The sequence below is a fragment of the Hylemonella gracilis genome, from assembly GCF_004328645.1.
GTDB classification, from domain to species: domain Bacteria; phylum Pseudomonadota; class Gammaproteobacteria; order Burkholderiales; family Burkholderiaceae_C; genus Hylemonella; species Hylemonella gracilis_B.
In genome coordinates this window covers 609,203-635,943 of sequence record NZ_CP031395.1, presented here as the reverse complement: position 1 = coordinate 635,943, position 26,741 = coordinate 609,203, and the positions used below count along the sequence as shown (strand labels likewise).

General features: G+C 66.7%; 26 protein-coding genes. 16 read left to right on the top strand and 10 right to left on the bottom strand.

What is annotated here, in order from left to right:
• Positions 1-263: 263 nt before the first annotated feature.
• The 5 genes from DW355_RS03160 to DW355_RS03140 are packed head-to-tail and all read left to right on the top strand — an operon-like array spanning position 264 to position 4,502.
• Entirely contained in the window at positions 264-1,412 is a 1,149-nt protein-coding gene (locus DW355_RS03160) for an ABC transporter ATP-binding protein (RefSeq protein ID WP_131277914.1), read from the top strand.
• Entirely contained in the window at positions 1,409-2,440 is a 1,032-nt protein-coding gene (locus tag DW355_RS03155; RefSeq protein WP_242671285.1) for an NAD(P)H-quinone oxidoreductase, read from the top strand. Before DW355_RS03160 ends, DW355_RS03155 begins: the two co-directional genes overlap by 4 nt.
• Positions 2,441-2,443: 3 nt before the next feature.
• Positions 2,444-3,061, top strand: a complete 618-nt coding sequence (locus DW355_RS03150) for a glutathione S-transferase family protein (RefSeq protein WP_131277913.1) — start codon at positions 2,444-2,446, stop codon at positions 3,059-3,061.
• A gap of 17 nt (positions 3,062-3,078) precedes the next feature.
• Complete coding sequence (locus DW355_RS03145) at positions 3,079-3,552, top strand: type II 3-dehydroquinate dehydratase (RefSeq protein WP_131277912.1); 474 nt, start codon at positions 3,079-3,081, stop codon at positions 3,550-3,552.
• Between the two features lie 5 nt (positions 3,553-3,557).
• On the top strand, positions 3,558-4,502 hold the full coding sequence (locus DW355_RS03140) for a 2-hydroxyacid dehydrogenase (RefSeq protein WP_131277911.1): 945 nt from the start codon (positions 3,558-3,560) through the stop codon (positions 4,500-4,502).
• Between the two features lie 84 nt (positions 4,503-4,586).
• Here DW355_RS03140 and DW355_RS17770 read toward each other — a convergent pair whose 3' ends face one another.
• Positions 4,587-4,739, bottom strand: a complete 153-nt coding sequence (locus tag DW355_RS17770) for a hypothetical protein (protein ID WP_165493110.1) — start codon at positions 4,737-4,739, stop codon at positions 4,587-4,589.
• Positions 4,740-4,798: 59 nt separating this feature from the next.
• A complete protein-coding gene (locus tag DW355_RS03135; protein WP_242671284.1) occupies positions 4,799-6,139 on the bottom strand; it encodes an MFS transporter in 1,341 nt (446 codons plus the stop codon).
• A 116-nt stretch (positions 6,140-6,255) separates the two neighbouring features.
• On the opposite strand from DW355_RS03135, the gene DW355_RS03130 reads away from it, so the two are divergent.
• A complete protein-coding gene (locus tag DW355_RS03130; RefSeq protein WP_131277909.1) occupies positions 6,256-7,488 on the top strand; it encodes an MFS transporter in 1,233 nt (410 codons plus the stop codon).
• A gap of 230 nt (positions 7,489-7,718) precedes the next feature.
• Positions 7,719-8,966: an ammonium transporter gene (locus tag DW355_RS03125; protein WP_131277908.1), complete on the top strand. Its 1,248-nt coding sequence runs from the start codon at positions 7,719-7,721 to the stop codon at positions 8,964-8,966.
• A gap of 104 nt (positions 8,967-9,070) precedes the next feature.
• On the opposite strand, the gene DW355_RS03120 is transcribed toward DW355_RS03125, so the two are convergent.
• Positions 9,071-10,597, bottom strand: a complete 1,527-nt coding sequence (locus DW355_RS03120) for a YifB family Mg chelatase-like AAA ATPase (protein ID WP_131277907.1) — start codon at positions 10,595-10,597, stop codon at positions 9,071-9,073.
• A gap of 18 nt (positions 10,598-10,615) precedes the next feature.
• Between DW355_RS03120 and DW355_RS03115 the strand changes: the two genes are divergently transcribed.
• The 5 genes from DW355_RS03115 (at position 10,616) to glcF (ending at position 15,390) form a co-directional block, all read left to right on the top strand.
• A complete protein-coding gene (locus DW355_RS03115; RefSeq protein WP_131277906.1) occupies positions 10,616-10,861 on the top strand; it encodes a hypothetical protein in 246 nt (81 codons plus the stop codon).
• Between the two features lie 106 nt (positions 10,862-10,967).
• Complete coding sequence (gene glnK / locus DW355_RS03110; protein ID WP_131277905.1) at positions 10,968-11,306, top strand: P-II family nitrogen regulator; 339 nt, start codon at positions 10,968-10,970, stop codon at positions 11,304-11,306.
• 34 nt (positions 11,307-11,340) lie between these two features.
• Positions 11,341-12,804, top strand: a complete 1,464-nt coding sequence (locus DW355_RS03105; RefSeq protein ID WP_131277904.1) for an ammonium transporter — start codon at positions 11,341-11,343, stop codon at positions 12,802-12,804.
• A gap of 196 nt (positions 12,805-13,000) precedes the next feature.
• On the top strand, positions 13,001-14,101 hold the full coding sequence (gene glcE / locus DW355_RS03100) for a glycolate oxidase subunit GlcE (protein WP_131277903.1): 1,101 nt from the start codon (positions 13,001-13,003) through the stop codon (positions 14,099-14,101).
• A gap of 8 nt (positions 14,102-14,109) precedes the next feature.
• Positions 14,110-15,390, top strand: coding sequence for a glycolate oxidase subunit GlcF (gene glcF, locus DW355_RS03095; RefSeq protein WP_131277902.1), 1,281 nt, complete (start codon positions 14,110-14,112; stop codon positions 15,388-15,390).
• 21 nt (positions 15,391-15,411) lie between these two features.
• On the opposite strand, the gene DW355_RS03090 is transcribed toward glcF, so the two are convergent.
• A complete protein-coding gene (locus DW355_RS03090; RefSeq protein ID WP_131277901.1) occupies positions 15,412-16,305 on the bottom strand; it encodes a LytTR family DNA-binding domain-containing protein in 894 nt (297 codons plus the stop codon).
• Between the two features lie 145 nt (positions 16,306-16,450).
• Between DW355_RS03090 and DW355_RS03085 the strand changes: the two genes are divergently transcribed.
• Positions 16,451-17,650, top strand: a complete 1,200-nt coding sequence (locus DW355_RS03085; RefSeq protein ID WP_131277900.1) for an acyltransferase family protein — start codon at positions 16,451-16,453, stop codon at positions 17,648-17,650.
• 77 nt (positions 17,651-17,727) lie between these two features.
• Here DW355_RS03085 and DW355_RS03080 read toward each other — a convergent pair whose 3' ends face one another.
• The gene (locus DW355_RS03080) at positions 17,728-19,158 is read right to left on the bottom strand and encodes a PLP-dependent aminotransferase family protein (RefSeq protein ID WP_131277899.1); all 1,431 of its coding nucleotides are present in this window, start codon (positions 19,156-19,158) and stop codon (positions 17,728-17,730) included.
• 253 nt (positions 19,159-19,411) lie between these two features.
• On the opposite strand from DW355_RS03080, the gene DW355_RS03075 reads away from it, so the two are divergent.
• Complete coding sequence (locus DW355_RS03075; RefSeq protein WP_131277898.1) at positions 19,412-19,774, top strand: DUF2917 domain-containing protein; 363 nt, start codon at positions 19,412-19,414, stop codon at positions 19,772-19,774.
• Positions 19,775-19,830: 56 nt separating this feature from the next.
• Here the strand turns inward: DW355_RS03075 and DW355_RS03070 are convergent, their stop codons facing one another.
• The gene (locus tag DW355_RS03070) at positions 19,831-20,823 is read right to left on the bottom strand and encodes a Bug family tripartite tricarboxylate transporter substrate binding protein (protein ID WP_131277897.1); all 993 of its coding nucleotides are present in this window, start codon (positions 20,821-20,823) and stop codon (positions 19,831-19,833) included.
• Between the two features lie 56 nt (positions 20,824-20,879).
• Positions 20,880-21,344 (bottom strand): DUF3237 domain-containing protein, encoded by a 465-nt coding sequence (locus DW355_RS03065; protein ID WP_131277896.1) that lies wholly within the window; start codon positions 21,342-21,344, stop codon positions 20,880-20,882.
• An 80-nt stretch (positions 21,345-21,424) separates the two neighbouring features.
• On the opposite strand from DW355_RS03065, the gene DW355_RS03060 reads away from it, so the two are divergent.
• A complete protein-coding gene (locus DW355_RS03060; protein ID WP_131277895.1) occupies positions 21,425-22,225 on the top strand; it encodes a helix-turn-helix transcriptional regulator in 801 nt (266 codons plus the stop codon).
• Between the two features lie 51 nt (positions 22,226-22,276).
• On the opposite strand, the gene DW355_RS03055 is transcribed toward DW355_RS03060, so the two are convergent.
• Together DW355_RS03055 and lplT are read right to left on the bottom strand one after the other, a co-directional pair.
• Positions 22,277-23,170 (bottom strand): EamA family transporter, encoded by an 894-nt coding sequence (locus DW355_RS03055; RefSeq protein ID WP_431733228.1) that lies wholly within the window; start codon positions 23,168-23,170, stop codon positions 22,277-22,279.
• The gene (gene lplT / locus DW355_RS03050) at positions 23,170-24,441 is read right to left on the bottom strand and encodes a lysophospholipid transporter LplT (protein ID WP_131277893.1); all 1,272 of its coding nucleotides are present in this window, start codon (positions 24,439-24,441) and stop codon (positions 23,170-23,172) included. Before lplT ends, DW355_RS03055 begins: the two co-directional genes overlap by 1 nt.
• 198 nt (positions 24,442-24,639) lie before the next feature.
• Between lplT and alr the strand changes: the two genes are divergently transcribed.
• A complete protein-coding gene (gene alr, locus DW355_RS03045) occupies positions 24,640-25,749 on the top strand; it encodes an alanine racemase (RefSeq protein ID WP_131277892.1) in 1,110 nt (369 codons plus the stop codon).
• A gap of 20 nt (positions 25,750-25,769) precedes the next feature.
• Here the strand turns inward: alr and DW355_RS03040 are convergent, their stop codons facing one another.
• Positions 25,770-26,696 (bottom strand): EamA family transporter, encoded by a 927-nt coding sequence (locus DW355_RS03040; RefSeq protein ID WP_131277891.1) that lies wholly within the window; start codon positions 26,694-26,696, stop codon positions 25,770-25,772.
• Between the last annotated feature and the right edge of the window lie 45 nt (positions 26,697-26,741).

Genomic DNA, 26,741 nt, shown 5'->3' with positions numbered 1-26,741 from the left:
GTTTCCTAAAGTCCATCGTCCCGGACGCGTGTTGTTCGCAAAGCCTCTGCGCATCCATCGTCGATGCGGCGAGTCTGAAGAAGCCGGCGCGGTTTGAGAATCACGTTTTTCGGACGCGTGGCTTCGGAAAAAGCAAAGCGCCGCCCGCGAAGCCCGTGTGGATCGGCGCGCTCCTCTGCGCATGAGGGCGTTTCGTTTTTTCCGAAGAGCCGCATCAATTTCGGCAAATGCGGCAAGGGGGCCGATTGACTTATCGTTCAGGCATGAACGCAGCCCATGCCCAGCCCGCCGGACCGTCCCGCATGTCCCCGCCCCAGACCGAGATCGCTGTCAGCCTCGAAGGGGTGGTCAAGCAATACAACAATCAGACCGTGTTGCAGGAGCTCTCGCTGAAGATCCGGCGCGGTGAGTTCCTCACATTGCTGGGACCATCGGGCTGCGGCAAGACGACGCTGCTCAACCTGATCGCGGGTTTCGCCGAGGCCGACAACGGCGAAATCTTCATCGATGGCCAAGCCGTGACCAGCGAACCGCCGCATCAGCGGCAGATCGGCGTCGTGTTCCAGAATTACGCGCTCTTCCCGCACATGAACGTGGAGCGCAACATCGGTTATGGCTTGCGCATGCGCGGCGTGCGCGCTGACGAGATCACCCGGCGCGTGCAGGAAGCCATGGCCCTGGTCAAGCTGGACGGCCTCGGGCACCGCAAGCCCCGCGAGCTGTCCGGTGGACAGCAGCAGCGCGTCGCCCTGGCACGTGCCCTGGTCATCCAACCCAAGGTGCTCTTGCTGGACGAACCGTTCTCGGCCCTGGACAAAAGCCTGCGCGGTGCCATGCAGGTGGAAATCCGCGAGATCCAGCGCCGCCTGGGCCTGACCACCGTCTTCGTGACGCACGACCAGGGCGAGGCCCTGGCCATGTCCGACCGCATCGCGGTGATGAGCGCGGGTGCCATCCGCCAGATCGCGCAGCCCGCCGAGCTGTACCAGAACCCGCAAGATCCTTTTGTCGCGTCCTTCCTGGGCGATGTGAACATCCTGCCGGCTTACTACCACGGCCAGACCGCGCAGGAAGTCCAGTTGCGCCTGGGCTCCAGCCTGCTGAGCCTGCCGAGCGCGCGGTTGGTGGACGTGTCTCACGAGGGTGAACGGCTGGATGTCTATGTGCGTCCGGAGCATCTCCGTCTGGAAACCCTGGGCGCTGGCTCGGTGCTCAGCGGCACCGTGATCCACCATGTTTTCCAGGGGGATCACATCAACACCTTTGTCGATGTCGACATTCCCATGACGGCCCGCCAGGTCGTCACGGTGCGCAGCGCCGGCCTGAACGCGATGCGGCAGTGGCCCATCGGTTCGGTGGTCGGGCTCACCTTGCTCGACGAGGGCGTGAGCGTGTTCAGTCCCCGGAAATGAAAGTGGAACCCCTCACCATGCCCGAGGACCAGAGCCCCCCTCCCGCCACCATGCGCGCCGTCGTTGCCCGGGAGCCGGGTGACGCCAGCGTGCTGGTGCTGGCCGAACGTCCGATGCCCGCCCCCGGCGCAGGTGAAGTGCTGCTGCGCGTGCGTGCCGCCGGCGTCAACCGGCCGGACATCATGCAACGCCAGGGCATTGCCAAGCCGCCTCCGGGCGTCACCGACGTGCTGGGCCTGGAAGTGTGCGGCGACGTGGTTGCCTGTGGCTCGGGCGTCGACCCAGCGCTGATGGGGCAGCGGCTGATGAGCCTGGTGCCCGGAGGCGGCTATGCGCCCTGGTGCACGGCCGCGCTTGAACATTCCTTCGTGGTCCCCGCCAATCTTTCGGACGCTGAGGCGGCGGCCCTGCCGGAAGGGCTCTTCACGGTGTGGCACAACCTGTTCGAGCTGAGCCGTCTGGCCATGGGCGAGACCGTGCTGATCCATGGCGGTGCCGGCGGCATCGGCACCCTGGCAACGCAGATGGCACGCGCGGCCGGCTGCACCGTCATCGTTACCGACAGCGATGAGAGCCGGTTCGCCGCGCTCAAGGCGCTGGGCGCAGACCTGACGGTCTGCTGGCCGACCACGGACTTCACCCAGGCCTGCCTGGACTACACGGGAGGGCGTGGCGTGGACGTGGTGCTGGACATCGTCGGCGGCGACTATGTGCGACGCAATTTGCAGGCCCTGGCCTTTGGCGGCCGGCACGTCAGCCTGTCTTTCATGCAGGGTTCGGTGGTCAATGTCGATCTGCTGACCCTGATGCAGAAGCAGTTGAGCCTGCACTCGTCCACCCTGCGCCCGCAGAGCCACGCCGAGAAGACCCGCATGGCCGCGCAGATCACCCGACACGTGCTGCCCCAGCTGCGCAACGGCCGCATCAAACCCCGTTTGCACGGCAGCCTGCCACTGGCCGAGGCGGCGGCCTCGCACGCTTTGCTGGAAAGCGGCCAGGTCTTCGGCAAACTCGTATTGCTCCTCTGATTCATGAAACTGCTTTACGCCCCCACCTCGCCCTTCGTGCGCAAAGTCATGGTCTGCGCGCACCTGACCGGGCAGGCCGACCAGATCGAACTGCTCGACAGCGCGGCCCATCCGATCCGCCGTGATCCGCGCATCGCCGCGCACAACCCCTTGGCCAAGGTGCCCACCCTGATCCTCGACGACGGGCAGTCCCTCTACGACAGCCGCGTGATCTGCGAGTACCTCGCCAGCCGGGGCGGTGCGCGTCACCTCTTTCCGGCGACGGGTGCCGCCCGATGGACGGCACTGACCCGCCAGGCCCTGGGCGACGGCTTGCTGGATGCCGCACTGCTGGCGCGCTACGAGCTGACGGCCCGCCCTGTGGAGGTGCAGTGGCCTGCCTGGCGCGAGGCTTTGCTGACCAAGGTGGACGCCTGCTTGGTGGCGATAGAGGCCGTCGCGCGCGACCTGGCGGTCGATCAAGCCACCATCGGCGAGGTCACGATCGGCTGCGGTCTGGGGTATCTGGACTTCCGTTTTCCCGAGCTGGACTGGCGCGGCCAATGCCCTCAAGCCGCTCGCTGGAACGAGGTGTTCCAGTGGTTGCCCGCGATGCAGGCCACGCGACCTTACGACGCCTGACAGCCTCAACCCCCGCTATGAGCGATCTCACCATGACCCCCATCACGATCTGGTTCCTCAATGGACCCAACGCCAACCTGTACGGCCTGGACGCGAACAAGACCTACGGCAAGGACAGCTTTCCCGTGCTGCAGTCGCGCTGCGAAGCCCAGGCGACCGCGCTGGAGGTCGAGCTGCGTTTCCTGCAGTCCAACCACGAGGGTCAGTTGGTCGACTGGATTCAGGAAGCGCGCGGCGTCGCGGATGGCATCATCATCAACGCGGCTGGCCTGACCTACAGCTCCATCCCCATCCTGGATGCGCTGATGGCCTTTCCCGGCAAGATCATCGAGACCCACATGAGCAATATCTGGAAGCGCGAAGCCTTCCGTCACCATTCCTACATCTCGAAAGTGGCTGATGGGGTGATCGCCGGACTCGGCGGTGACGGCTACGAACTCGCCATCGAGGCGGTTTCGCGCCTGGTGCGCAAGAGCAGGCAAGAGGTGTGAACGTCATGGAACAGGCGCTCGGCACCCTGGTTTTCTACAGCGACTTCGACGATTTCGACACCTGGAAGAACGCGCTCCAGATGCATCTGCCTGGGCTCAAGGTGGTGCATGCCAGCGCCATCGATCGACCCGAGGACGTCCATTACGCCCTGGTCTGGAAGCCGCCCGAGGGCTTTTTCCAGCGCATGCCGAACCTGCGCCTGATCATCAACCTCGGGGCCGGCGTGGACTCCCTGGTGGCACGCCAGGATCTGCCCAAGGACATCCCCATCACGCGGATCACCGATCCCAACATGGCGCGCATGATGGCGGGCTACGTGCTGTTCGCGGTGCTGCGCCATGCGCGCGAGATCCCGTTCTTCGAAGCGGCGCAGCGGCGGGGTGCATGGGCCTATCGCCATCCCCGTTCGCCCGAGGACATCACGGTCGCCGTGCTGGGCCTGGGCCAGCTGGGTGCCACGGCGGCCCACGAACTGCAGCGCCAGGGTTTCAGGACGCTGGGCTGGTCGCGCAGTCCCGCGCGGATCGAGGGCGTTGAATGCTTCGCCGGCATGGAAGCGCTGGACGGCGTGCTCGGGCAGGCGGACATCGTGGTGCTGATGCTGCCGCTCACGCCCTTGACGAAGCATTTGTTCGATCGCCAGCGACTGGCGAAAATGCGGCCGGGCGCGGCCTTCGTGAACGTGGCGCGGGGGGCCCTGGTCGATCAGGCGGCCCTGACGGACTTGCTGCGCAGCGGCCACATCGGCGCGGCCACGCTGGATGTCTTTGAGCGCGAGCCCCTGGCGCCCGGGGACCCGCTGTGGAACATGCCTCAGGTGCTGATCACGCCCCATCTGGCCTCGGTGGCGATTCCGTCGACCTCGGCGCGGCAGATCGCGGAGAACATCGAGCGCATCGCCAGCGGCCAGGCGCCGGCCCACACGATCGAGCCCGCGCGGGGCTATTAGAGTCAGGCCCACGCCCGCCGATGCCATCCAGGCCTTCGAACCCGTCGAGCTGATCCGCCGGTCGGGCCTGGGCCTGGGCTTGTTTCAACTCGGCTTGTTCTTCATCTTCCCCTTGGGCATCACCGCGGTGGTGGGCGGGACGGGACGGGTGGATGTGGACGAAGATTCCTGCGGAGCGCTGGTGTCCTTCTTGGGTTTCTTCGCCATCTTGTCGTTGCGTTGTACACCTTTGGGCATGGGGGGGCTCCTGTGGAGTTGGTTGAGTTCGTGCGATCTTAAATCCCGCGCCGGCCGAATCAAGCGGGCTTGCGCAAATCCTCTGCGTGGCGGGCTGCATGGTGTTGCGCCCACACCAGTGCCGCCAGTCCCAGCAGGCACAGACCCAGCATCAGCCACAGACCGTTGCGGTAGGCGGCCGACGGGGTCCACATCATGCCCAGCAGCCAGGGCATGGCCGCGCGGCTAAGGGCTTGGGGCAGGCCGAGTGCGCCGTTGAGGCTGGCGGCCTGGGCGCGGTCCACATACTCGGCCACGGCCGTGCCCTTGACGATGGTGAGCATGCCGTTGCCCAGGCCGTAGAGTGCGACGAAGAGCAGCACCAGCGCGATCTGAACCGACCGTGCATGGCCCGCGAAGAGCGCGGCCAGCAGCGGCGCCAGCAGCAGGGTGAGCAGGGCCAGAGGCACCAGGGTCGGGATGAGGCGGTTCACCGCGTGCAGGCTCCAGCGTGCCTCGAAGAAATAGAGCAGCGCACGGCCGCCCACCTGCACCACGCCGATCAGGGCCGGCGCCAGGATGGCCCAGGTCTCGGGCAGGCCGTAGCCGCGCAGCAGGCTGACCAGGTGCGGCGGGATGGCGGCGACCACACCCATGAAGAGCACGATGAACAGACCGACCAGCAGGTAAGGCGCGCTCAGCAAATGCTGGCGCAGCGGTGCTTGCGGTCTTGCATCCACGGGATGCACGTCGGCTGATCGCGCCGTGACAGGGTTCGGTTCGGGTCGTGGTGCGTCGCGCAGCATGCGCCAGTGGATGGGCGCGCAGACCAGCAGGTGCAGGGCCGCCAGGGGCCAGAGCGCGTGCCGCCAGCCCAGGGTATGGATCAGTCCGGCGCTGAGCGGGATGAAGACCGTGCTGGCCAGCCCGCCGAGAAAGGTGATGATGATGATGGCGCGGCGGAAGTCCTGCGGGTAGCGGCGGATGATGACCGCGAAGGCGGGCGGGTACAGCGCCCCGGCCAGGCCCACGCCCAGCAGCAGCCAGACCGCATAGAAAGCCGGGAGGCCGTCCACCTGGCTGTGCAGCAACAGGCCCAGGGCCAGCAGCAGGGAGCCACCGACCATCACCGCGCGTTCATGGCCCCGGTCGATCCAGCGGCCCACGGGCCAGGCCATCAGGCCTTCGGCCAGCAGCGCCAGGCTGAAGGCCAGCGAGGTCTGGGCGCGCGTCAGGCCCAGGTCCCGTTCCACCGGTTCCAGCAGCAGGCCGAAGAGGTAGAACACACTGCCCCAGCTGATCAACTGGGCCAGGGACAACCAGCCGATGAAGCGCCCCGTGGACGGCGGCAGCGGGGAGGCGGACGAAAGGGGGCTGACAGGGGAAGGGGGGTATTGCGGCGATGCGCTGCGCGTGGGCATGGGGCTCATTATGATGAGCGCCGCGTATCGGTCCGAGTCGTGCGCAGGCCCTGCGCAAGCGGCCCATGTCACATTCTTCCCCTTGCTTGTCCGGCTGTTTCTTTTCTTCTTCCCCCATGTCCCCACTCAGCGCCTCCACGCGTCGCAGCGTCCTGCTGCTTTCCTGCGCCACGTTCTCCAGCATGGCCGTGCAACGCCTGTGCGACGCCATGCTGCCCGAGCTGTCGCGGGAATTCGGCGTCGGCCTGGCTGAGGCGGCACGCACCATTTCCTTCTTTGCCGTGGTCTACGGCCTGTGCCAGCTTTTCTATGGCCCTTTGGGCGACCGACTGGGCAAGTTCCGCGTCGTCACCTGGGCCACGCTGGGCTGCAGCGTGGGTTCGGTGATGGCCGTGTTCGCGCTGGGGCTGGACATGCTGGTGGCCGCGCGCATGCTGACCGCGCTGGGCGCGGCGGCCATCATCCCCCTGTCCATGGCTTGGATCGGTGACAACGTGCCCTACGCCCAGCGCCAGGAAACCCTGGCCAAGCTGGCGCTGGGCACCACCCTGGGCCTGACCAGCGGGCAGGTCTTCGGTGGCCTGTTCACCGACACCCTGGGCTGGCGCTGGGCTTTCGTGCTGATGACCCTGCTGTTCGGCATAGCGGGTGTGCTGCTCTGGCGCGAGGGCCGACGCATGGCGCGGCAGCAGACAGGCACCACGCATGCGGCCCAGGCCGAGGCACCGCGCCTGGGTTTCGTCAAGCAAGCCTGGGCCATCGTCACCGGGCGCTGGTCCCGTGTGGTGCTGATCGTGGCCTTGATCGAGGGGGCCACGGGTTTTGGCGCGCTGGCCATCTGGGCCACGCACCTGCACGCGGAACTGGGTCTGAGCCTGAGCGCCGCTGGCGTGGTGGTGGCGCTGTTCGGCCTGGGCGGCGTGGTCTACATGGTCACGGCGCGCTGGCTGATCCCGCGCCTGGGCGAGGCCGGCCTGGTGCGCCTGGGCGTGTCCCTGCTGGGCTTGGGCGCCTTGGTTGTCGCCTACTCGCCCTTGGCCTGGCCGGCGGCGCCGGCCTGCCTGGCGGCAGGGTTCGGCTTCTTCATGCTGCACAACACCATGCAGACCAATGCCACGCAGATGGCGCCCGCCGCGCGCGGCACGGCCGTGTCTTTGTTTGCGGCCTTTCTGTTCATCGGTCAGTCCATCGGCGTGCTGCTGGCGGCCGCACTCGCGGCCAGCCTGGGCTCGGCCCCGACCATTGCCGGGGCTGGGGTCATCCTGTGTGCCCTGGGTTGGGGTTTCGCGGTCCTGCTGCGCCGCCGCCACTTGCCGGCGGAACCGGTCGAGCCGGTCGAAGTTGGCTGAACCACCGGGCGGCGGGGCTGCCCGGGCTCTGCGGCGCAGAGGGAGGGCGTCGTAACGGCAAGATGCCGGCAAGCACGATCGGGCCCGCCTGACCATCCGGGCAAGGTTTTTGCATATGGCCACGCCGTCTGTAAGACAGTTTCTGTACAGGCGTTTGCAGCCCCGTTCTCGCTCACGAGCATCGGGTGGCTGACGACCAGCCCATCAACCCAAAACCAAAGGTGGTTTCAATGTCGATAGAACTTGCGTGGCTGTTGCTTTGCGCGGCTCTCGTTATTTTCATGACCCCCGGCCTGGCCTTCTTCTACGGAGGTCTGGTCAAGTCCAAGTCGGTGGTGTCCATGATGATGTTGAGCTTCGGCTCCATCATCGTCGTGGCCATTCTCTATGTCCTGATCGGTGCCGGCATCGCCTCGCAGGTGGGTGCAACCTCGTCCTGGTTCGCGGGCAGCCCTCTCGCGGATTTTGGTCTTTCCGCCATCGCCGGCAACATTGGCAAGTCGGATGCGGCGGGCTACGGCGCGTTCGCCGGCCACGCCTTCCTGGTCGCCTTCTGCATCATCACCGTTGCGCTGGCGTCCGGTGCCGTGGCGGATCGCGCGCGCTTCTGGCCGTGGATTCTGTTCGCCGCCCTGTTCGCTGCTTTTGTCGTGTTCCCGACCTTCCGCTGGCTCTGGGGCATGAACGCCGAAGGCAAGTTTGATGGCTGGCTGGCGAATGACGTGTACGGCTTTGGCGCTTCCATCGACTGGGCCGGTGGCACGGTGATTCACCAATCCGCGGGTGCTGCCGCCATGGCTTTGGCCCTGGTTCTGGGCAAGCGCACGGGCTTCGGCAAGCAACTGGCCACCAGCCACAACGTGCCCCTGGTGCTGATCGGCACGGCCATTCTGTGGTTCGGCTGGTTCGGCTTCAACACCGGCGTGCACGGCGCCAACGTGGACCAGTCCGGTCTGATCTTCCTCAACACCTTGATCGCTCCGGCCGCAGCAGCCCTGGGCTGGATCATTGTGGAGAAATTCAAGCTGGGCAAGTCCACGGCCGTGGGCGCTGCTTCCGGCATCGTCGCCGGTCTGGTGGCCATCACGCCGGCCTGCGCATCCTTGACACCGATCTGGGCCATTCTGCTGGGCCTGGCTGCTGGCGCCATCTGTGCCTTGGCCGTTGAACTCAAGTTCAAGCTTGGCTACGACGACTCCCTGGACGTCGTGGGCATCCACTTGGTGGCCGGGTTCATCGGCTGCATCTGGATTGGCCTGTTCGGTAGCGTCGGTGGTGCCGAGAGTCTGCTCTCCGCCGGCAGCGCCAAGCTGTTGACGGCCCAGGTGCTCTCGTCCGTGACGGTGATTGTTTACTCCTTCGTCGTGACTTACATCCTGGCTTTCCTGGTCGAGAAGACCGTGGGCTTCCGCGTCAACGCGGACGCGGAAACCGCTGGTCTCGACAATGTCCTGCACGAGGAAGGCTACGGCATCTGATTCCGGCTCGCCAGGGGACATGAAGGTCCCCGAGTGAATCGCACCCCAGACCTTGGACAGCGTTCCAGCGTCTGGGGTGTTTTTCGTGGCGAGCTGCGGTGAGGCTAGGCGGGCAGCACGGGGCGGTACTGCAGGGCTTCGGCCACATGTTCGGTCGTCATGTGTTCGGCGCCACCCAGATCGGCAATGGTGCGGGCGACTTTCAGCGTGCGATGCAGGCCGCGCCCGCTCCAGCCCAGGCGTTCCGCCGCCTGGCGCAGAAAGCGCAGGGCACCGTCCTCGGCCTGGATCGCGCGCTCGATGTCCTGCCCACTCAGTGCATGATTGACCTTGTCCTGGCGCGCCAGCGCGCGTTGTCGTGCCGCCGTGCTGCGCGCCCGCACGGTGGCGGAGCTTTCTCCCGTGGAGGCATCCAGCAGTTCCCCTGGTGGCAGGGCGTTGACGCTCACATGCAGGTCGATGCGGTCCAGCAGGGGCCCGCTCAGCCGGGCCTGGTAGCGCCGGATCTGGTCGGGCGTGCAGCGGCAGACACGGTGCGTGGCGCCCAGGTAGCCGCAGGGGCAGGGGTTCATGGCGGCCACGAGCTGGAAGCGCGCGGGGAACTCAGCCTGCCGCGCAGCGCGCACGATGCGGATGCGGCCGGTCTCCAGCGGCTCGCGCAGGGCTTCCAGCGCGGCGCGGGGAAGCTCAGGCAGTTCGTCCAAGTAAAGGACGCCGTGATGCGCGAGTGAAATCTCGCCGGGCCGGGGTGGCGAACCCCCGCCGACCAGTGCGACGGCGCTGGCGGTATGGTGGGGGCTGAGCGTGGGGCGCTGCATCCAGTGCGCGGGCGTGAAGCGTCCGGCCAGGCTCAGCAGGGCGGCGCTCTCCAGTGCCTCCTCTGTGCTCATGGGTGGCAGCAGACCGCTCAGACGTTCGGCCAGCATGGACTTGCCGGTGCCGGGCGGGCCGCTCATCAGCAGGCTGTGGCCGCCCGCCGCGGCGATTTCGAGCGCGCGTTTGGGCCCGGCCTGGCCTTTCACGTCGGTCAGATCGGGTGCGGCTGGCAAGCCGGTCGGCAGCGCGGGCCGTGTCTGGCGCGTCCAGCCCGAATCGGTCGCCGCCGCCTGCGCCCCATCCTCGGGCAGGAATTGCCGCACCACGTCCAGCAGGTGCACGGCACGGTAGATTTCGGCGTCGGGTGCGAGCGCGGCCTCCTCCGCGCTGCCGGGTGGCAGTACCAGGCGGCTGGTCTGTCCACGCAAGGCCAGGGCCATGGCCAGCGCGCCGCGCACCGGGCGCAGCTCGCCCGAGAGCGACAACTCCCCCGCGAACTCATAGCGGGCCAGTGCCGCGCCATCGATCTGTCCGCTGGCGGCCAGCAGGCCCAGCGCGATGGGCAGGTCGAAGCGTCCGGAATCCTTGGGCAGGTCGGCCGGAGCCAGGTTGACCGTGATGCGACGGTCATGCGGGAAAACCAGGCCGCTGTGGAGCAGGGCGGCGCGCACTCGTTCGCGTGCTTCCTTGACTTCGGTTTCCGCCAGCCCGACCAGCGTGAAGCTGGGCAGGCCCGGCGCGAGGTGCACCTCCACGCTGACGATCGCTGCTTCCAGCCCCCGCAAGGCGCGGCTGCGCACCAGGGAGAGGCTCATGCAAATCTCCTTAAAACGGTGCAGAAAAAGACAGGGCCGGGGCAATACGATGCGAAACCTTGCAAAAAAGCGCCGGATTTTGGGCTGGACATCGTGAATTTGCACGTTATTGGTGCATTAGTGGGTGCGGCGCCGGGCATGGAGCGTGCGTGTGCGGGAGGATGGGTTGACAGGATGGATGGAAGGGAAATGATCGAGGCCGGTGATCGACACCGGGACACGGTCATGGATGTGGAAAAAACCGCCATCCCGGACGAGAGCTGACCAGGGAAACGGAGCGTCGCCAAGGTGGCACGTTCCTTGCAAATCCGCACTACCTGTCTGGTGTTTGCCATGTGCAGCCGGGCTTGATTTCAAACCAGGAGAACGCATGAAACTCGTTACCGCCATCATCAAACCCTTCAAGCTCGACGAGGTGCGTGAAGGCCTCTCGGCGATCGGGGTGCAGGGCATCACCGTGACCGAGGTCAAGGGCTTCGGCCGCCAAAAGGGTCATACCGAGCTGTACCGCGGCGCGGAGTACGTCGTGGACTTTCTTCCCAAGGTCAAGATCGAGGCCGCCGTTTCGGATGAGCTGGTCGAGCGCGTGATCGAAGCCATCGAAGGCTCGGCCCGCACCGGCAAGATCGGCGACGGCAAGATCTTCGTGTACGACTTGGAGCAGGTTGTCCGTATCCGCACGGGTGAAACCGGCAAGGAAGCGCTCTGACATTCATCCACCCAAGAGACCAAGAGAAACTCACATGAAAAAACTACTCCTCTCACTCATCGTGGGGCTGGGCCTGCTGGCCGGCTCCGTGAGCTGGGCGCAGACCGCGCCGGCCGCCGAGGCTGCACCCGCCGCCGCGGCGCCTGCTGCTGCAGCGCCCGCCGCCGCTGAAGCCGCGCCCGCGCCCTCCGCCAACAAGGGCGACACCGCCTGGATGACGGTCGCCACGGCGCTCGTGATCTTCATGACCATCCCCGGCCTGGCGCTGTTCTACGGCGGCCTGGTGCGCAGCAAGAACATGCTGTCGGTACTGATGCAAGTCTTTGTCGTGACCTGCCTGATTTATGTGCTGTGGGTGATCTACGGATACACCTTGGCCTTCGGTGGTGATGGCGCGTTCTACGGCACCTTCGACAAACTCTTCCTCAAGGGCGTGACGACCGATTCGCTGGCCGCTACCTTCAGCAAGGGTGTCTACATCCCCGAACTGACCTTCGTCGCCTTCCAAGCCACGTTCGCGGCCATCACCTGCGCGCTGATCGTTGGTTCCTTCGCCGAGCGCATCAAGTTCTCCGCCGTGCTGCTGTTCTGCGTGCTGTGGTTCACCTTCAGCTATCTGCCCGTGGCGCACATGGTCTGGTACTGGGCGGGCCCTGACGCGATCACCGATGCCGCTTCGCTCGACAAGGTGGCCGCTGGTGCCGGCATGCTGTGGGCCAAGGGCGCGTTGGACTTCGCGGGTGGTACCGTGGTGCACATCAACGCTGGCGTCGCTGGCCTGGTCGGTGCCTACGTGCTGGGCAAGCGTCTGGGTTTTGGCAAGGAAGCCATGGCTCCGCACAGCCTGACGCTGACCATGGTCGGCGCCGCCATGCTGTGGGTGGGCTGGTTCGGCTTCAACGCTGGCTCCAACCTGGAAGCCAACGGCCTGACCGCTCTGGCCTTCATCAACACGCTGATTGCCACGGCCGCGGCCACGCTGTCCTGGATCACCGCCGAGGCCCTGTTCAAGGGCAAGGCTTCGATGCTGGGCGCTGCTTCCGGCGCCGTTGCTGGCTTGGTGGCCATCACCCCGGCTTGCGGTTTCGTGGGCGTCATGGGCGCGCTGATCATTGGCCTGCTGGCCGGTCTGGTCTGCCTGTGGGGTGTCACGGGTCTCAAGAAGCTGCTGGGTGCCGATGACGCACTGGACGTGTTCGGCGTGCACGGCGTGGGCGGCGTTCTGGGCGCCCTGCTGACCGGCGTGTTCGCTGCGCCTTCCCTGGGCGGCACGGGCGTGTACGACTACGTCGCCAACAAGGTGGCCGATGGCTACTCGATCGGCGGCCAAGTCTGGATTCAGTTCCAGGGCGTCATCACCACGGTGATCCTGTCGGCTGTGGTTTCCTACATCGCCTACAAGATCGTTGACCTGACCATCGGCCTGCGCGTGAGCGAAGAAGACGAACGCCAAGGTCTTGACATCACGGCCCACGGCGAAAGCGCGTACAACCGCTGATACGCCGAGGGACCTGCAAAGAGCAAAGGCCGGTAGCCGCGCGCAAGCGGGCTGCCAGCCGGAGCAAGCGAGAGTCTCCTCTGGTTCAGCCCGCAAGAGCTACGGCTCTGGCGGGCTTTTTTTATAGGTGGGTCCTGGCGCTTGCCGACCAGCGGCAGGCCGACGGGCGTCAGGAGGCCTGGATTAACATCGCGCGATGCAAGTAGAACCGGCCCTGCAAGACCTCGTGGCACGCGTGCGTGCCGCCCTCGACGATGAGACCCCTTTGCGCATCCGTGGCGGGGGCAGCAAGGACTTCTACGGGCAGGTGATGCAGGGTGAGATCCTGGACACGCGCGCTCATGCCGGCATCGTGAGTCACGAGCCCAGTGAGCTGGTGGTCACCGTGCGCGCGGGCACGCCGCTGGTCGAGCTGGAGGCCGCGCTGGCCGAGCACCAGCAGTACCTGCCTTTCGAACCCCCGCATTTCAGTGGCGAGTTCGCTGTGGCTGCGCCAAGCGCCGCAACCGTGGGCGGCATGGTGGCCAGCGGGCTCAATGGCCCGGCACGCGCCAGCGTGGGCGCGGTGCGCGACTACGTGCTGGGCGCTCAGCTGCTCAACGGCAAGGCCGAGTTGTTGACCTTCGGGGGACAGGTCATGAAAAACGTGGCCGGTTACGACGTCTCGCGCCTGCTGGCGGGATCACTGGGTACCCTCGGGGTGATCACCCAGGTCAGCCTCAAAGTGCTGCCGTGCGCGGTGGCCGAGGCCACGCTGGTCTTTGAACTGGATGAATCCGAGGCGTTGACGCGGCTCAACACCTGGGCCGGGCAAGCCCTGCCGCTCAATGCCTCGTGCTGGCACGACGGCGCCTTGATGCTGCGCTTGCGCGGTGCGCGGGCTGCGGTCGAGTCCGCTTGCAAAAATCTGGGCGGGCAGCGACTGGACGACGCACAAGCCGCGCGCCTGTGGCAGGCCCTACGCGACCAGACCGCGCCCTTCTTCCGTCTGGAGGAGGGCGAAGCGCTCCTGCGCCTGAGCGTGCCCGACACCGCACCGGCCTTGAACCTGGGCCCGACGCTGATCGAGTGGCACGGCGCGCAGCGCTGGCTCAAGCTGCCCTTGCACGGAGACGCTGACCGTCTGAACGACATCGCAGGGCATGCCACGCTGTTTCGTGTCACGCGTGCGCAGGACAAGGCGCGTGGGGTGTTCACCCCGCTGGCCGCGCCATTGGGGCGCATCCACCGTGCGCTGAAGCAGCAATTTGATCCCGCTGGCATCTTCAACCGGGGCCGGATGTACCCGGACTTCTGAGCCTTTCCATGCAAACCCATCTCGCCCCCGAATTCGCAGGCACGGTCGATGGCCGCGCCGCCGAGGCCATCCTGCGCAAATGCGTGCACTGCGGTTTCTGCACCGCGACCTGCCCGACCTACCAACTGCTGGGTGACGAGCTGGACGGTCCGCGTGGACGCATCTACCTCATCAAGCAGGTGCTGGAAGGCGAGGCGCCCACGCGTAGCACCCAATTGCACCTGGACCGTTGCCTCACCTGTCGCAACTGTGAAAGCACCTGCCCCAGCGGGGTGCAGTACGGCCAGCTGGTCGACATCGGCCGCAAGATCGTCGAGGCCAAGGTGCCGCGTCCGGTGCCGGAACGCGCCTTGCGCTGGACCTTGAAGCAAGGCTTGAGCTCGCCCTTGTTCGCGCCCGCGATGAAGCTGGGCCAGGCCGTGCGTGGCATGTTGCCCACGACGCTCAAAGCCAAGGTCCCGGCGAAGCAGGAGGCGGGCGCCTGGCCCAAAAAAACGCATGCTCGCCGGGTGCTGATGCTCGCGGGCTGCGTGCAACCCGCGATGCTGCCCAATATCAACCGCGCCACCGCCCGCGTGCTGGATGCGGTGGGCATCCAGACCCTGGTCGCCGAGAACGCGGGTTGCTGTGGCGCGGTGAAATTCCACCTCAATGACCAGGACGCGGCGAAAGCGCAGATGCGGGCCAACATCGATGCCTGGTGGCCGTATGTCGAGCCGGCACAGGGCGAGGGGGCCAAACCGGGCGTGGAGGCCATCGTCATGAACGCCTCCGGCTGCGGCGTGACGATCAAGGACTATGGGCACCTGTTGCACGACGATCCGGTCTACGCGGCCAAGGCCGAGCGTATCAGCGAACTGACCCGGGACCTGAGCGAATTGCTGCCCGAGATCGTCACCACATTGCGCACCGCCCACCCCGAGCGGGTCGAAGGGTTGCGGCAAAAGGCGCCGGTCCTGGCCTATCACCCGCCCTGCACCCTGCAGCACGGGCAGAAGCTGCGTGGTGGCGTGGAACAGTACCTGGGCGAGCTTGGCTTCACGATTCACACCGCGCGCGTGGAGCCGCATCTCTGCTGCGGCTCGGCGGGCACCTACTCCGTGCTTCAGCCCCAGATCGCACAGGAACTGCGCGACCGCAAGCTCACGAACCTGGCCGAACTGCGGCCGCAGGTCATCGTCTCGGCCAACATCGGCTGTATCACGCACCTTCAAAGTGGCACCGAGACACCCGTGCGGCATTGGGTGGAGCTGCTGGACGAAGCGCTGGCTTCTCCGCCTGCGAACTGAGCCTGCTGCAAGGGCGTACCGTCAGCCCGCGCGCAGCACGTCGCGGTAACGGCGGCTGCAGGGCACGGTGCTGCCGTCCTTCATCTTCAGCCTGGCGTCACCACCGTCGGTAGGTTCGATCTCGGCGATGCGGTCCAGATTGACGGCGTGGCTGCGGTGGACCCGCGCGAACTTCGCCGGATCGAGGCGTTCGAGAAAATCATTGAGCGTCGAGCGCAGCAGGTAGTCGTGCCCGTTCACCCGCAAGCCGACGTAGTTGCCCTGGGCCTGCAGCGATTCGATGTCCGTGGCCTGGATCAGGAACTCCTTGCGCAGCTTGCGCACGAGGAACCGTTCAGGGCGCGTGCTTCGCTCGGGCGCGACCGAGGCGCCGCGTGTGAACGAGGGGTCCAAGGGCACGCCCGTCGGTGGGTCGGGGGCATCCAGCACACGCGCCTCGCCCTGCAGGCGCAGCAGCAGTAGCCGGTAGCTCAGCACGGCGGCGAGGATCAGCACGTAGCTGCGCACATCTTTCAGATACTCGTAGCTGAACACGGTGAGCCAGGGGCCGCGGTCATAGGGCTGCTCCAGCGCTACGTAGACCCAGTCACGCAGGATCATCATGCCGACCAGGTGCAGTGCGCAGAAGACGACCGTGCCCAACAGGTGCCAGGGCAGGTTGCCGCGCAGCGTGTCCCAGCGCAGGGGGAAGCGGCGTTCGAAGGCGATCAGGACCGGGATCAGCAGGCCGACCATGAGGTTGCTCGTGGCTTCCCATAGCAGCGGTTCCCAGTAAGGCGTGGTCCGCAGGTCGATCCAGGTGGTGACGCTGTTGAACAGCAGCTGCAGGATCAGCACGAGCACCCAGAAACCCGGTTCGACGGTCCGCCGCCAGGGCTGGTAACGCGCGAGCCAGTGGGTGGTGGTGTCGGACATGCCCGCAAGTCTAGGGCAGGGGCGAGATTATTCGTCCCGGCTCGGCGCTGCTTGTCACAAATCGCCGCGCGTCCGTCCCGGACAGGGTGTGGCGCGGTCGCCCGGCGTGCACCATCTCGGCCGTCCACCATTTCCGGAGCCTGGCATGAACCACCGTCGTCACGACATCGACGCCTTGCGCGCCCTGGCCTTTGCCCTGGTCATCCTTTACCACGTGGGCATGTATTACGTGGCCGATTGGCATTGGCATCTCAAAAGTCCCGAACCCGTGGCCTGGCTCCAGGGGCCCATGCGCGCGCTCAACCTCTGGCGGCTGGACCTTGTGTTCCTGATTTCCGGCCTGTCCATCGGGCTGCTGTGCCATGGGGGTGGACAGAACCAGGGGGCGGGCAAGCTGCTGAGGCGGCGCAGCCGCCTGCTGCTCCTGCCGCTGGTTTTCGGCATGGCCGTGGTCGTGCCTTACCAGCCTTACGCGCAGGCCGTCGCCAATGGGACCATCGCCCCAGGCTTCATGGATTTCCTGATCCGCTACGTGCAGGGCGGGCCCTGGCCGCCAGGGGCTTTTGATGGCTGGGAAGTGGGGGTGACCTGGAACCACCTCTGGTACCTGGCCTACCTCTGGGTCTACACATTCGCGCTGGTCCTGTTGCTGCCTTGGCTCAGAAGCCGGCCGGGGCTGGCCCTGGCGCATGCCTTCCGTGGTCTGCGGGGCGCGCGGCTGATGGTGCTGCCCGTTCTGCCCCTGTTGCTTTACAGCGGATTGCTTTGGCCGCGTTTCCCGGTCACGCAAGACCTGCTGCGCGATGCCTGGGCACATGCCGTGTACTTCACGCTTTTTCTCTATGGATACTGGATTGGGGTAGACACGGACTGGTGGACCGAGGCCAGGCGCTTGCGCGGGCGCATCCTGGTCTGCGCGCTGCTGATGCTGGTCGTGTTCTTCGTGCTGCGCGCACAGCTGGCTCCCGCGTCGTCCGGGTTCGGGCGTTGGGTCGTGCGCTTCGTGGCGGATGTCTACCTGTGGTGGATGGTGCTGGCCATCCTGGGCTGGGCGCACCAGTTGCTCAACCGACCCTGGCCGTGGCTGGCCTGGGCCAACGAGCAGGTCTACCCTTGGTATGTCTTGCACCAGACCCTCATCGTCGTGTTGATCGTGCAATTCGCCCCACTGCGCTTGGCACGGCCGTTGGAGGCGGCCGTGTTGATCGTGGGCACGCTTGCAGGATGTTGGGGCTTGACTGCGCTGATTCGGCGCGTGCCTTGGCTGCGGCCCTGCTTCGGCCTGAGGCCGCGCGCAGAGTCCTCGTCGTCATCGCCAACGTGCGGTCTTTCCGCTTCGTCTTGAAGCATGCATCGCGCGTCTGGGTTTCGGGGAGGGCGAGACGGTCCGCGCGCGGCGGCACACTTGCCCTGCGTCACGCCCTACGATGCTGTCGGCAGGCTTGCGGCCATGCGGCCCAGTGTGCGGACCGCTTCGTCGATGCGCGGGGTCCATGGATTGCCGCAGTTGAGGCGCAGGCAGTTGCGGTACAGGCCGCTGGCGGAGAACATGTCGCCGGGCACGAAAGCGATGCCCGCTGCGGTGGCCAGCTCGTGCAGCCGGTTGCCATCCCGACCGTCCGGCAGTTCGACCCAGAGCACGAACCCGCCCTGCGGCTGCGACAGCCGCGTGCCCGGCGGAAAGGTCTGCTGAACCAGATCGGACATGCGCAGCACCTGCCGCTCCATGCTGTGCCGCAGGCTCCGCAGATGACGCTCGCAAGCCGTCGACGCCAGGTAGCGCGCCAGCACGACCTGCGTGACGGGATTGGTGGCGCCGGAGTTGAGGGCTTTTTGCACCACCACCCGCGCGTGGAAACGGCCCGCAGCGACGTAGCCCAATCGCAAGGAGGGGCTCAGGGTCTTGGACGTGGAGGCGCACAGCAGCACGTTGCCGCTGGAGTCGAACGATTTGATCGGCCAGGGACGTTGCGCGCCGTAATGCAGGCCACCGAACACATCGTCTTCGATGATCGGTATCTGCCGGGTCGCCATCAGATCGGCCAGACGTTTTTTCTCGCTGTCCGGCATCAAGCAGCCCAGCGGGTTACTGAAATTGGCGACCAGCAGGCATGCGGCGACTCGACGCGCGCGGGTGGCCAGTTCAAGCGCGTCAACCGACAGGCCCGTGCGTGGGTGAGTCGGGATCTCAAGGGCTTTCAAGCCCATGTTCTCGAGCAGTTGCAGCACCAGGTAATACGAAGGCGACTCCACCGCCACCGTGTCGCCGGGCTGGGTGACCGCGCGCAGGCACAGCGCCAAGGCCTCGGTGCAGGAGTTGGTCACCACCAGTTCCTCCGGTGCCAGCGGAGGGCCCCAGTTGAGCGAGTGCCGCACCAGCTGCCGCACCAGTTCCTGCTGATTCAGGGAGGTGTGGGCGGACACCTGCAGCAGGCTGGGTGCGTCTCGGCTGACGGTGCGGTAGAGCTTTTGCAACTGGGCGATGGGCAGCAGCTCGTTCGCGGGCAATGCCGCGCCCAGTGGGACCATGTCGGGTTGATAGTTCAGCGCGCGGATGCCGATCATCCGGTTGCTGATGTCGACGGTGACGGGGTGGATGGCGCGGCGCGAGAGCGCCGCCGGGGGCGACAGCGGTTCGAGCGCGGGCAGGCGGACGAAAAAGCCGGACTGCGGGCGCGCCTCGATCTGTCCATCGTCTTCCAGCTGGCGCAGCGCCTGCACCACGGTGGACACCGACAAGCGCTTCTCGCTGGCCAGACGCCGTACCGAGGGCAAACGATCGCCGGGGCGCAGGATGCGCGTGGCGATCATGGTGGACAACTCCTGGGCCAGACGCTGGTAGCGCAACGCCATGGGATTCTTCGCACTGACCTTTGAGGGAGCCATAGCCATGCGGCTGTCCTGGATGGGAGGGAAACGACAGTGGGTTGTTATTGTCGGTGCAGGCCCTGACCTTGGACAGACACAGTTGGGGGGTGGCGTCACCAGCACAGTCGCCCGCTTTCACGACTGTGCCGATCACAATTTTGCTGTATTGAGACTGTACTGAGCATGCGTCCCTCCCTAGACTGGCCGCTCTTCATCAACAACACGACGGAGGTGCGGCATGTGGTTATCGCTGGGGCAGGGGCGACTGCAACTGGACGGAGACACACCGGTGGCGTTTCGCCGGGCCCGGGGCTGCTGGATCGAATGCACACAGGGACGGCTCTGGATCACCGTCACCGGGCAGCCCGGGGACATCTTTCTGGCCCCGGGTGAGCGCGTGCGGATCGTCAGCAATGGTCTGGCCCTGGTCTCGGGATTTCCGTCCGGCACCGTCAGCCTGGTCCACGAGGCCTCGTGGCCGCTGCTGAGAACGACTTGGGATTTGCTGCGACAGGGCACGGCGAAGCATCGACGCCGGGCCCAAGCGCTGACCAGGCCCTTGAGCGCTTGGCGCTTGCGTCCCGTGCTTCGCCGCAGTTGAGGCGTGCCGCGCGGGCCGCTCGCGCCCGCACTTGGCCTTTTGTGGGTCCGCGGGCCTCAGTCCGCTTTGAATCCCGTGGCGGCCACGGCCTTGCCCCAGGTCACGGTGTCGGCGGCGATGATGCGGGCGAAGCCCGCGGCGTCGGTGCCCGTCACGCGAAAGCCGGCTTCTTCCAGCTTGGCGCGGGCTTCAGGCGCGCTGACGGCCTTGCGCACGTCGGCGCTGAGCTTGGCCAGGACGGCCGGTGGCGTCTGCGCCGGTGCCACGATGCCGAACCAGGAGCTGAACTCCAGCGACGGATAACCCTGCTCCTTCAGCGTGGGCACGTCAGGCAACGCGGCGGCGCGGCTCGGGCCCGTGGTGCCCAGGGCCAACAACTTGCCGGCTCGCACGTTCGGCGCGGCCAGCCCCACACTGGCGAAGACCCCCTGCACGTCGCCGTTGAACAGCCCGCCCAGCGCGTCGGCCGTGCTCTTGTAATGCACGGCCTCGGGCTTGAGCTTGACCGCTTCACCGAACATGAAGGCGCCGAAGTGGCCCGGTGTGCCCGCGCCGAAGGTGGCCATGAAAAATCCCTTCTGCCCTTGCACCCAGCTCACGAATTCCTTGACGTTCTTCGCCGCTACCTTCTGCGGATTGACCAGCAGCGCGAAGTCGGCGCTGACCACCTGGCTCACGGGTGCGAAGTCCTTGGACGGGTCGTAGGGCAGCTTGTTGTAGCTGCTCGGTGCGATGCTCAACTGGCCGGTCTCGCCCAGCATCAGGGTATAGCCGTCGGGCGTGGCGCGCGCGGCCTCGCTGGCGGCGATCAGGCCCGCGGCACCGGGCTTGTTGTCCACGATCACGCCCTGGCCGCCCCAGCTCTCGGAGAGCTTTTGCGCCAGCAGTCGTGCCACGATGTCCGGGCCTGTGCCGGCCGCGAAGCCGACGATGATGCGCACGGGGCGGTTGGGATAGCTGCTTTGCGCTTGGGCCTGGGTCGCGCCCAGCGAGGCGAGCAGGGTCGCGCTGGCCAGCAAGGCTCTGCGCAGCATGGAAGGGATGGGCATGGTGTGTCTCCTATTGTGTTGATGTGGCGATGCCGGTGTTTGCCAGCCGGCGGCTTTCAGTTCACGGTGAAAAAACGCACTTCCACCCGGTCGGGCCGGCGCACGCCCGTGCCCACGAACAGACGTTCGGTGATCCAGGCCAGCGCGGGCGAGGCGGTCTCGAAACTGGGCGTGCAGCGGAAATAGACCTGTGCCGGGTCCACCGGCTCGCCGCGCAGTAGCTGCGCGGTGACCTCGGGCGCGGCGGCGCGCAGCGCCCGGTTGTGCACATAGATCCGGTCGCCGCCATCGGTTTCGAGCACGTAGCGCGCATCCAGTTCGGTCAGGCGCGGGCTGACGGTCAACTGGAAGTCGGCCCCACCCGGCAACACCTGCGCCGCCCACCCCACGCCACGCGCTTCACCGCCCAGGATGGGGATGAGACGGCGCTGGCCATGCACGGTGGCACCGACCTCCTGTGGCGCGCCCACGCGCACCGACAGGTCAGCGAAGAAATCCAGGGAAGGCGTGGCAAGTGACATGGCGCGAGCTTAGGGCGGCGAATGGGCGCCTGTTGTCATCCCTTAAGATGACAGCACAGAACAAGCAAGCGAGGAGACGCATGCGCAAATGGACCTGCAGCGACAGCGCTGGCGGCGCGTCGCGCCATGCCCAGTTGCTGGCCGGGCTCATCCAGCAACTGGGGCAGCCCCGTTTCCGTTCGCTGCTGCTGGAATCCCTCCAACCGCTGGTGCCAGCGGCTTCCTTCTCGGTGTACCGCACGGGCCACCCCAGCGTGCCGCAGTTGTATCTGTCCGGCAGCCTGGGCGTGCCCGACACCACGCAAGACTGTTGGCGGGCTTATTTGTCCGGCCCTCATCTGCATGACCGCACGCTGATCGGTGAGACCGTGCAGGAGGCGCAATCCATGCTCTGTCACCTCACTGCGCGGGAGGTGCCGGCAGAGCACCGGGCACGAGTCTACGAGGCGCATGGCGTGGCTGAGCGGGTCTCGGTGGTGCGCGCCCGCGACGATGGCCTGTTCGCCGTCAACTTCTACCGTCACCAGCATCAACGGCCATTCAGCGACGCGCAGGTTGCCGATTTCGAGGCTCTCGCGCCCGCGCTGATGGCCCTGGCCTGCAAGCACGTGGATCTGGCCGGACCGCCCGTCGCAGCCGAGGAGTCCGTCGCCTTGGAGGCGCAGCGTCTGCGTGCGCTGCAGCCCGCCCTCACGCCGCGCGAACTGGAGGTGTGCGTGCGCCTGCTGCGTGGCATGACGTACGACGGCATCGCCAGTGACCTGGGACTGAGCGTGCCCAGTGTGAAGACCTACCGCAACCGCGCTTTCGACCGCCTGGGCATCCATTTCCGCAACGAGTTGTACGCGCTGGTGTTGCACCCGCAGGCGAGGCTGCAATAACTTTCCCGCGGACTGAGCGCGCGGCCCGCGTGCCCGGAAAATCGTGTTCGTTCAGGCCTTGCGTTCCGGCCAGGCGGCCCAGGCTGCCGCCAGCAGAATCAGCGCGCCGCCCACGAGCGTGCGGGTCTGCAATTCGGCCGCCCCCAGCAGGACGGACGACACGCTGGCGAACACCACCTCGGTCAACATGATGAGTGCGGTGGCCGCGGCGGGCAGGTGTGCCGCGCCGTACTGCAGTCCCGCGTTGGCCGCGAGAAAAGCCAGGCCGGTCAGCAACGCCAGCACCATCCAATCCAGCGCGGGTGCCGGGGGTGGGTAAGCCAGGCCCTGGGATTGGCCCAGTAGCGCCACCGCCGCGGCGAGCAATGCGCCTCCGCCGAACATGGCGCTCATGCGCGAGGCCTCGGGCAGTTCGCGCAGGCGGCGCAGCAGCACATTGGTCAACGCGAAGGTGAACCCGCCCGCCAGGGCCAGCCAATCGGGCAGGCCGGTGGGCAGGGGCCAGGTGGATTGAGGCGTCTTGAGCACGATGACCACGCCGACCAGGGCCAAGCCCAGCCGCAGCAAGGCGCGCGGCGCGGGCCGCTCGTGCAGCAGCAGCCAGGCCAGCAGCACCGACCAGGCGGGCATCAGGTAGAACAGCAACACCACGCGCACCACATCGCCAATAGTGACGGCCCAGTTGAAGCTGACGTTGGTCAGGCCGGAGGACGCCATCAGCAACCAGAGCCAGGGCGACGACAGCAGCGGCCGCCAAGCCCGCGGGCGCCAGAGCAAGAGGGCCGCCAGGCACAGCACATAGATCAGACTGGTGGCCCACAGCGGGTGCAGGCCTCGTGCTTCTAGATGCCTGAAGGGGTACCAGGAACAGCCCCACACAAAGGCGTTGAGCAGCAAAGCCAGGGCGGCCCGCTGCCGGGACCGGGCGGGGGACGTCGACACGATCAGCCGTGGAGGTTGTCGTTGCGCGCGATGTCCAAGAGGCGCTGGACTTCCTGGGCGTGCACGCGGACATTGCGGCGATGCCAGTATTGGATCAGGGCCATCACGCTGGCGACCAGCAGGCCGAAGCACGCGATCGCGGTGAAGGCGGACACGCCCATGCCCGTGCTGAAGCTGTACAGAAAGCCCAGGCTCAGGATGCAGGCTTGCTCATTGAAGTTCTGCACGGCGATGGAACGACCTGCGCCCATGAGGTTGTGGCCCCGGTGCTGCAGCAGCGCGTTCATGGGCACGACAAGGTAGCCCCCCAGGCCGCCGAGCAGCACGAGGAAAGGCGCGGCCACCCAGACGTTGTCGATGAAGTTCAGCACGATCACAAGCAGGCCCATGGCCACGCCCAGAGGCGGCAGGCGTGGCGCGTCTTCGAGGCGGGTGCGCAGCGAGGCGATGATGGCGCCAGCGGCCGTGCCAATCGCCACCACGCCGACCAGCGTCGAAGCCTGTGTGACGCTGTAACCCAGCGCGGCGGCCGCCCATGCCAGCACGATGTAGCGCAGATTGCCGCTGACACCCCAGAACAAGGTGGTGGTGGACAACGAGATCTGGCCCAGTCGGTCCTTCCAGAGCCGGGTGTTGCAGTTCCAGAAATCCGGAAGCAGCGTGAACCAATTGCGCGGCATCGGGCGCAGCGTCGCGCCGGTCAGCGGAATGCGGGTGTTGAACCAGGCCGCGAGCAGGTAGACCAGGATCAGTGCCGCGATGGCTGCCTCGGCCGCGCTGTTGATGGACGGCAGGTCCAGGGTGAGCAGCAGGTTTGACACCGAGGGGCTGACCAACTGTCCCCCGACCAGCACGCCCAGGATGATGGAGGAGATGGTCAGACCCTCGATCCAGCCGTTGGCCTTGACCAATTGCGAAGCGGGCAGCAGCTCGGTGAGGATGCCGTACTTGGCCGGCGAATAAGCCGCGGCACCCAGACCCACGATGGCATAGGCCAGCATGGGGTGCGTGCCGAACAGCATCATCAGGCAGCCGATGATCTTGATCGTGTTGCTGATCAGCATGACCCGGCCCTTGGGCATCGAGTCCGCGAACGCGCCCACGAAGGGCGCCAGCACCACGTAAAACAGCGCGAACAAGGGTACCAGCGCAGCCTGTTGCCACTGCGGTGCGTGCTGGCTGCGCAGCAACTCCACCGCAGCGACGAAAAGCGCGTTATCCGCCAGCGAGCTGAAGAACTGCGCTGACATGATGGTGTAGAAGCCGCGTTTCATGGGCTGGGGGGCACAGGCAGGGTGGGGGAAAGCAGCCGGTAAACCGGCGGAGGGATGCGCGCTGGGAAGAAAGCTGGAAAAAAGAGGGAGAGGAACAAGGGCCCGCTCGACGCCGCCGGGGTTATAGCATGGTGCACGGTGTCACAATCGTGCGCACGTGATTGAAACAACCCGCCCTGCCGCGCGCCTGTTGCGTTTATGCCTCGCCCCCTACAAGCCCTGATTCACACCGGCGCGCTGCGCCACAATCTGGCGCGTGCACGCGCCGCCGCGCCCGATGCCAAGGTCTGGGCCGTGGTCAAGGCCAATGCCTATGGGCATGGCATCGAGCGTGTGTATGAGGGGCTGCGCGGCGCGGACGGATTCGCGCTGCTGGACTTGGCCGAGGCCGAGCGCATGCGCGCTCTCGGTTGGCGCGGCCCCATCCTCTTGCTGGAGGGTGCGTTCGAGCCGCGCGACCTGGAGCTGTGCTCACGCCTGGATCTTTGGCATGTCGTGCACCAGGAGCAGCAGATTGACTGGTTGGCCATGCACAAAACGCATGCGCCCCACCGAGTCTTTCTCAAGATGAACAGTGGCATGAACCGTCTCGGCTTCACCCCCGACGCCTATCGCGCCGCCTGGACGCGCCTGGATGCCTTGCCGCAAGTGGATGAGATCACGCTCATCACCCACTTCAGCGATGCCGACGGGCCGCGCGGCATCGCGCGGCAACTCGCGCTCTTCAACGTGACCACGCAAGACCTGCCCGGCGAGCGCAGCGTGGCCAACAGCGCCGCCACCTTGCGGCACATGGACGAACGGGGCTTGCGTTCCGACTGGGTGCGCCCCGGTATCGCCGTCTATGGCAGCGCGCCCGATTTTCCCGAGCACGACGCGGTGCACTGGGACCTGCGTCCGACCATGACGCTGCGTAGCCGCATCATCGGTGTGCAGCACTTGCGACCCGGCGACACGGTGGGCTACGGCTCGGCCTTCACGGCGGACCAGGCCATGCGCATCGGCGTCGTGGCCTGCGGTTACGCGGACGGCTACCTGCGCGTCGCGCCCACGGGCACGCCCGTGCTGGTCGATGGCCTGCGCACCCGGCTGGTGGGGCGCGTGAGCATGGACATGCTCACGGTGGATCTGGAGCCCCTGCGGCAGGCGGGGCTGACGGCGGACGTTGGCAGCGAGGTCACGCTCTGGGGGCGGGCCGGCAACGGGGCCGTGCTGGGCATCGACGAGGTCGCCCGCGCCGCAGGCACCGTGGGTTATGAATTGATGTGCGCGCTCGCGCCGCGCGTGCCGGTGGACGTCACGGACTGAGCCGCGCGGCCCAGTCCGTTTCAGCGCTTGCGCAGGCCCAGCGTCATGACGGCGCCGACCACGATGAGCGCGCCCACTACTTGCACCGGCGCGATGGCCTGATCCAGGATCAGCCAGGCCAGCACCAGGGCGGCCACGGGTTCTACATTCATGATGGCCGAATTGCCGACCACGCCCAGGCGCGGCAGCACGGTGAGCAGCAGCGTGATGCCCGTGCCATAGAGCAGGGTCAGCAACGCCAGTCCGATCCAGCCGGCCGCCACGCCCGATCCGTCCACCGCCACGGGCAGGTGAAAGCCGCCTTGCAGCACGACGGTGAGCAGCGCCACCAGGCCCGCGACGCCCATGGTGAAGGCCGTGCGCACCCGACCGTCCACGCCCTGGGATTCATGCTGCGTCAGCGCCAGCGCGATGCCGAACAGGGAAGCCGCCGCCAGCGCGTAGGCGACGCCCGCGCCGATGCGCTGCCACTGCGCGCCCGCGCCCAGACCCGACGCCGCCCCGAACACGTCGAGCGCCAGCATCAGACCGAAGAGGATGACCGGCATCACCTTCAACAGCAGCGGCGTGGGGCGTTCGCGGTAGAGCAGGCGGGCCCAGAGCGCCGTCCAGAGCGGGAAGGTGTTGAAGGCCAGCAGGGCCAGGGCCACCGGCAGGCGCGCCACCGCAGAGTAGAGGCACAGGCTTTGCAGGCCGATGATCAGGCCGATCAGAGGCAGGGCGCGTCGCTGGCGTGGTGTCAACGCCAACGGAATGCCTTGCACCACCAGCAGCGCCACCATGACCAGGGTGGTGACCCCGCTGCGGAACACCACGGCGGTGGCCACGTCCACGCCATGGTTGAAGGCGAAGCGCGCGGCCACGTGATTGGCGCCCATCATGCAGGCGATCAACAGCAAGGTGGTGAAGGCAGTGGCGCTCAGGGCGCGGGCGGATGGGGTAGGCATGGGTGTGTCAGGGGGTGATGGAAAACCGTGCGCGGCTCGCAGGGC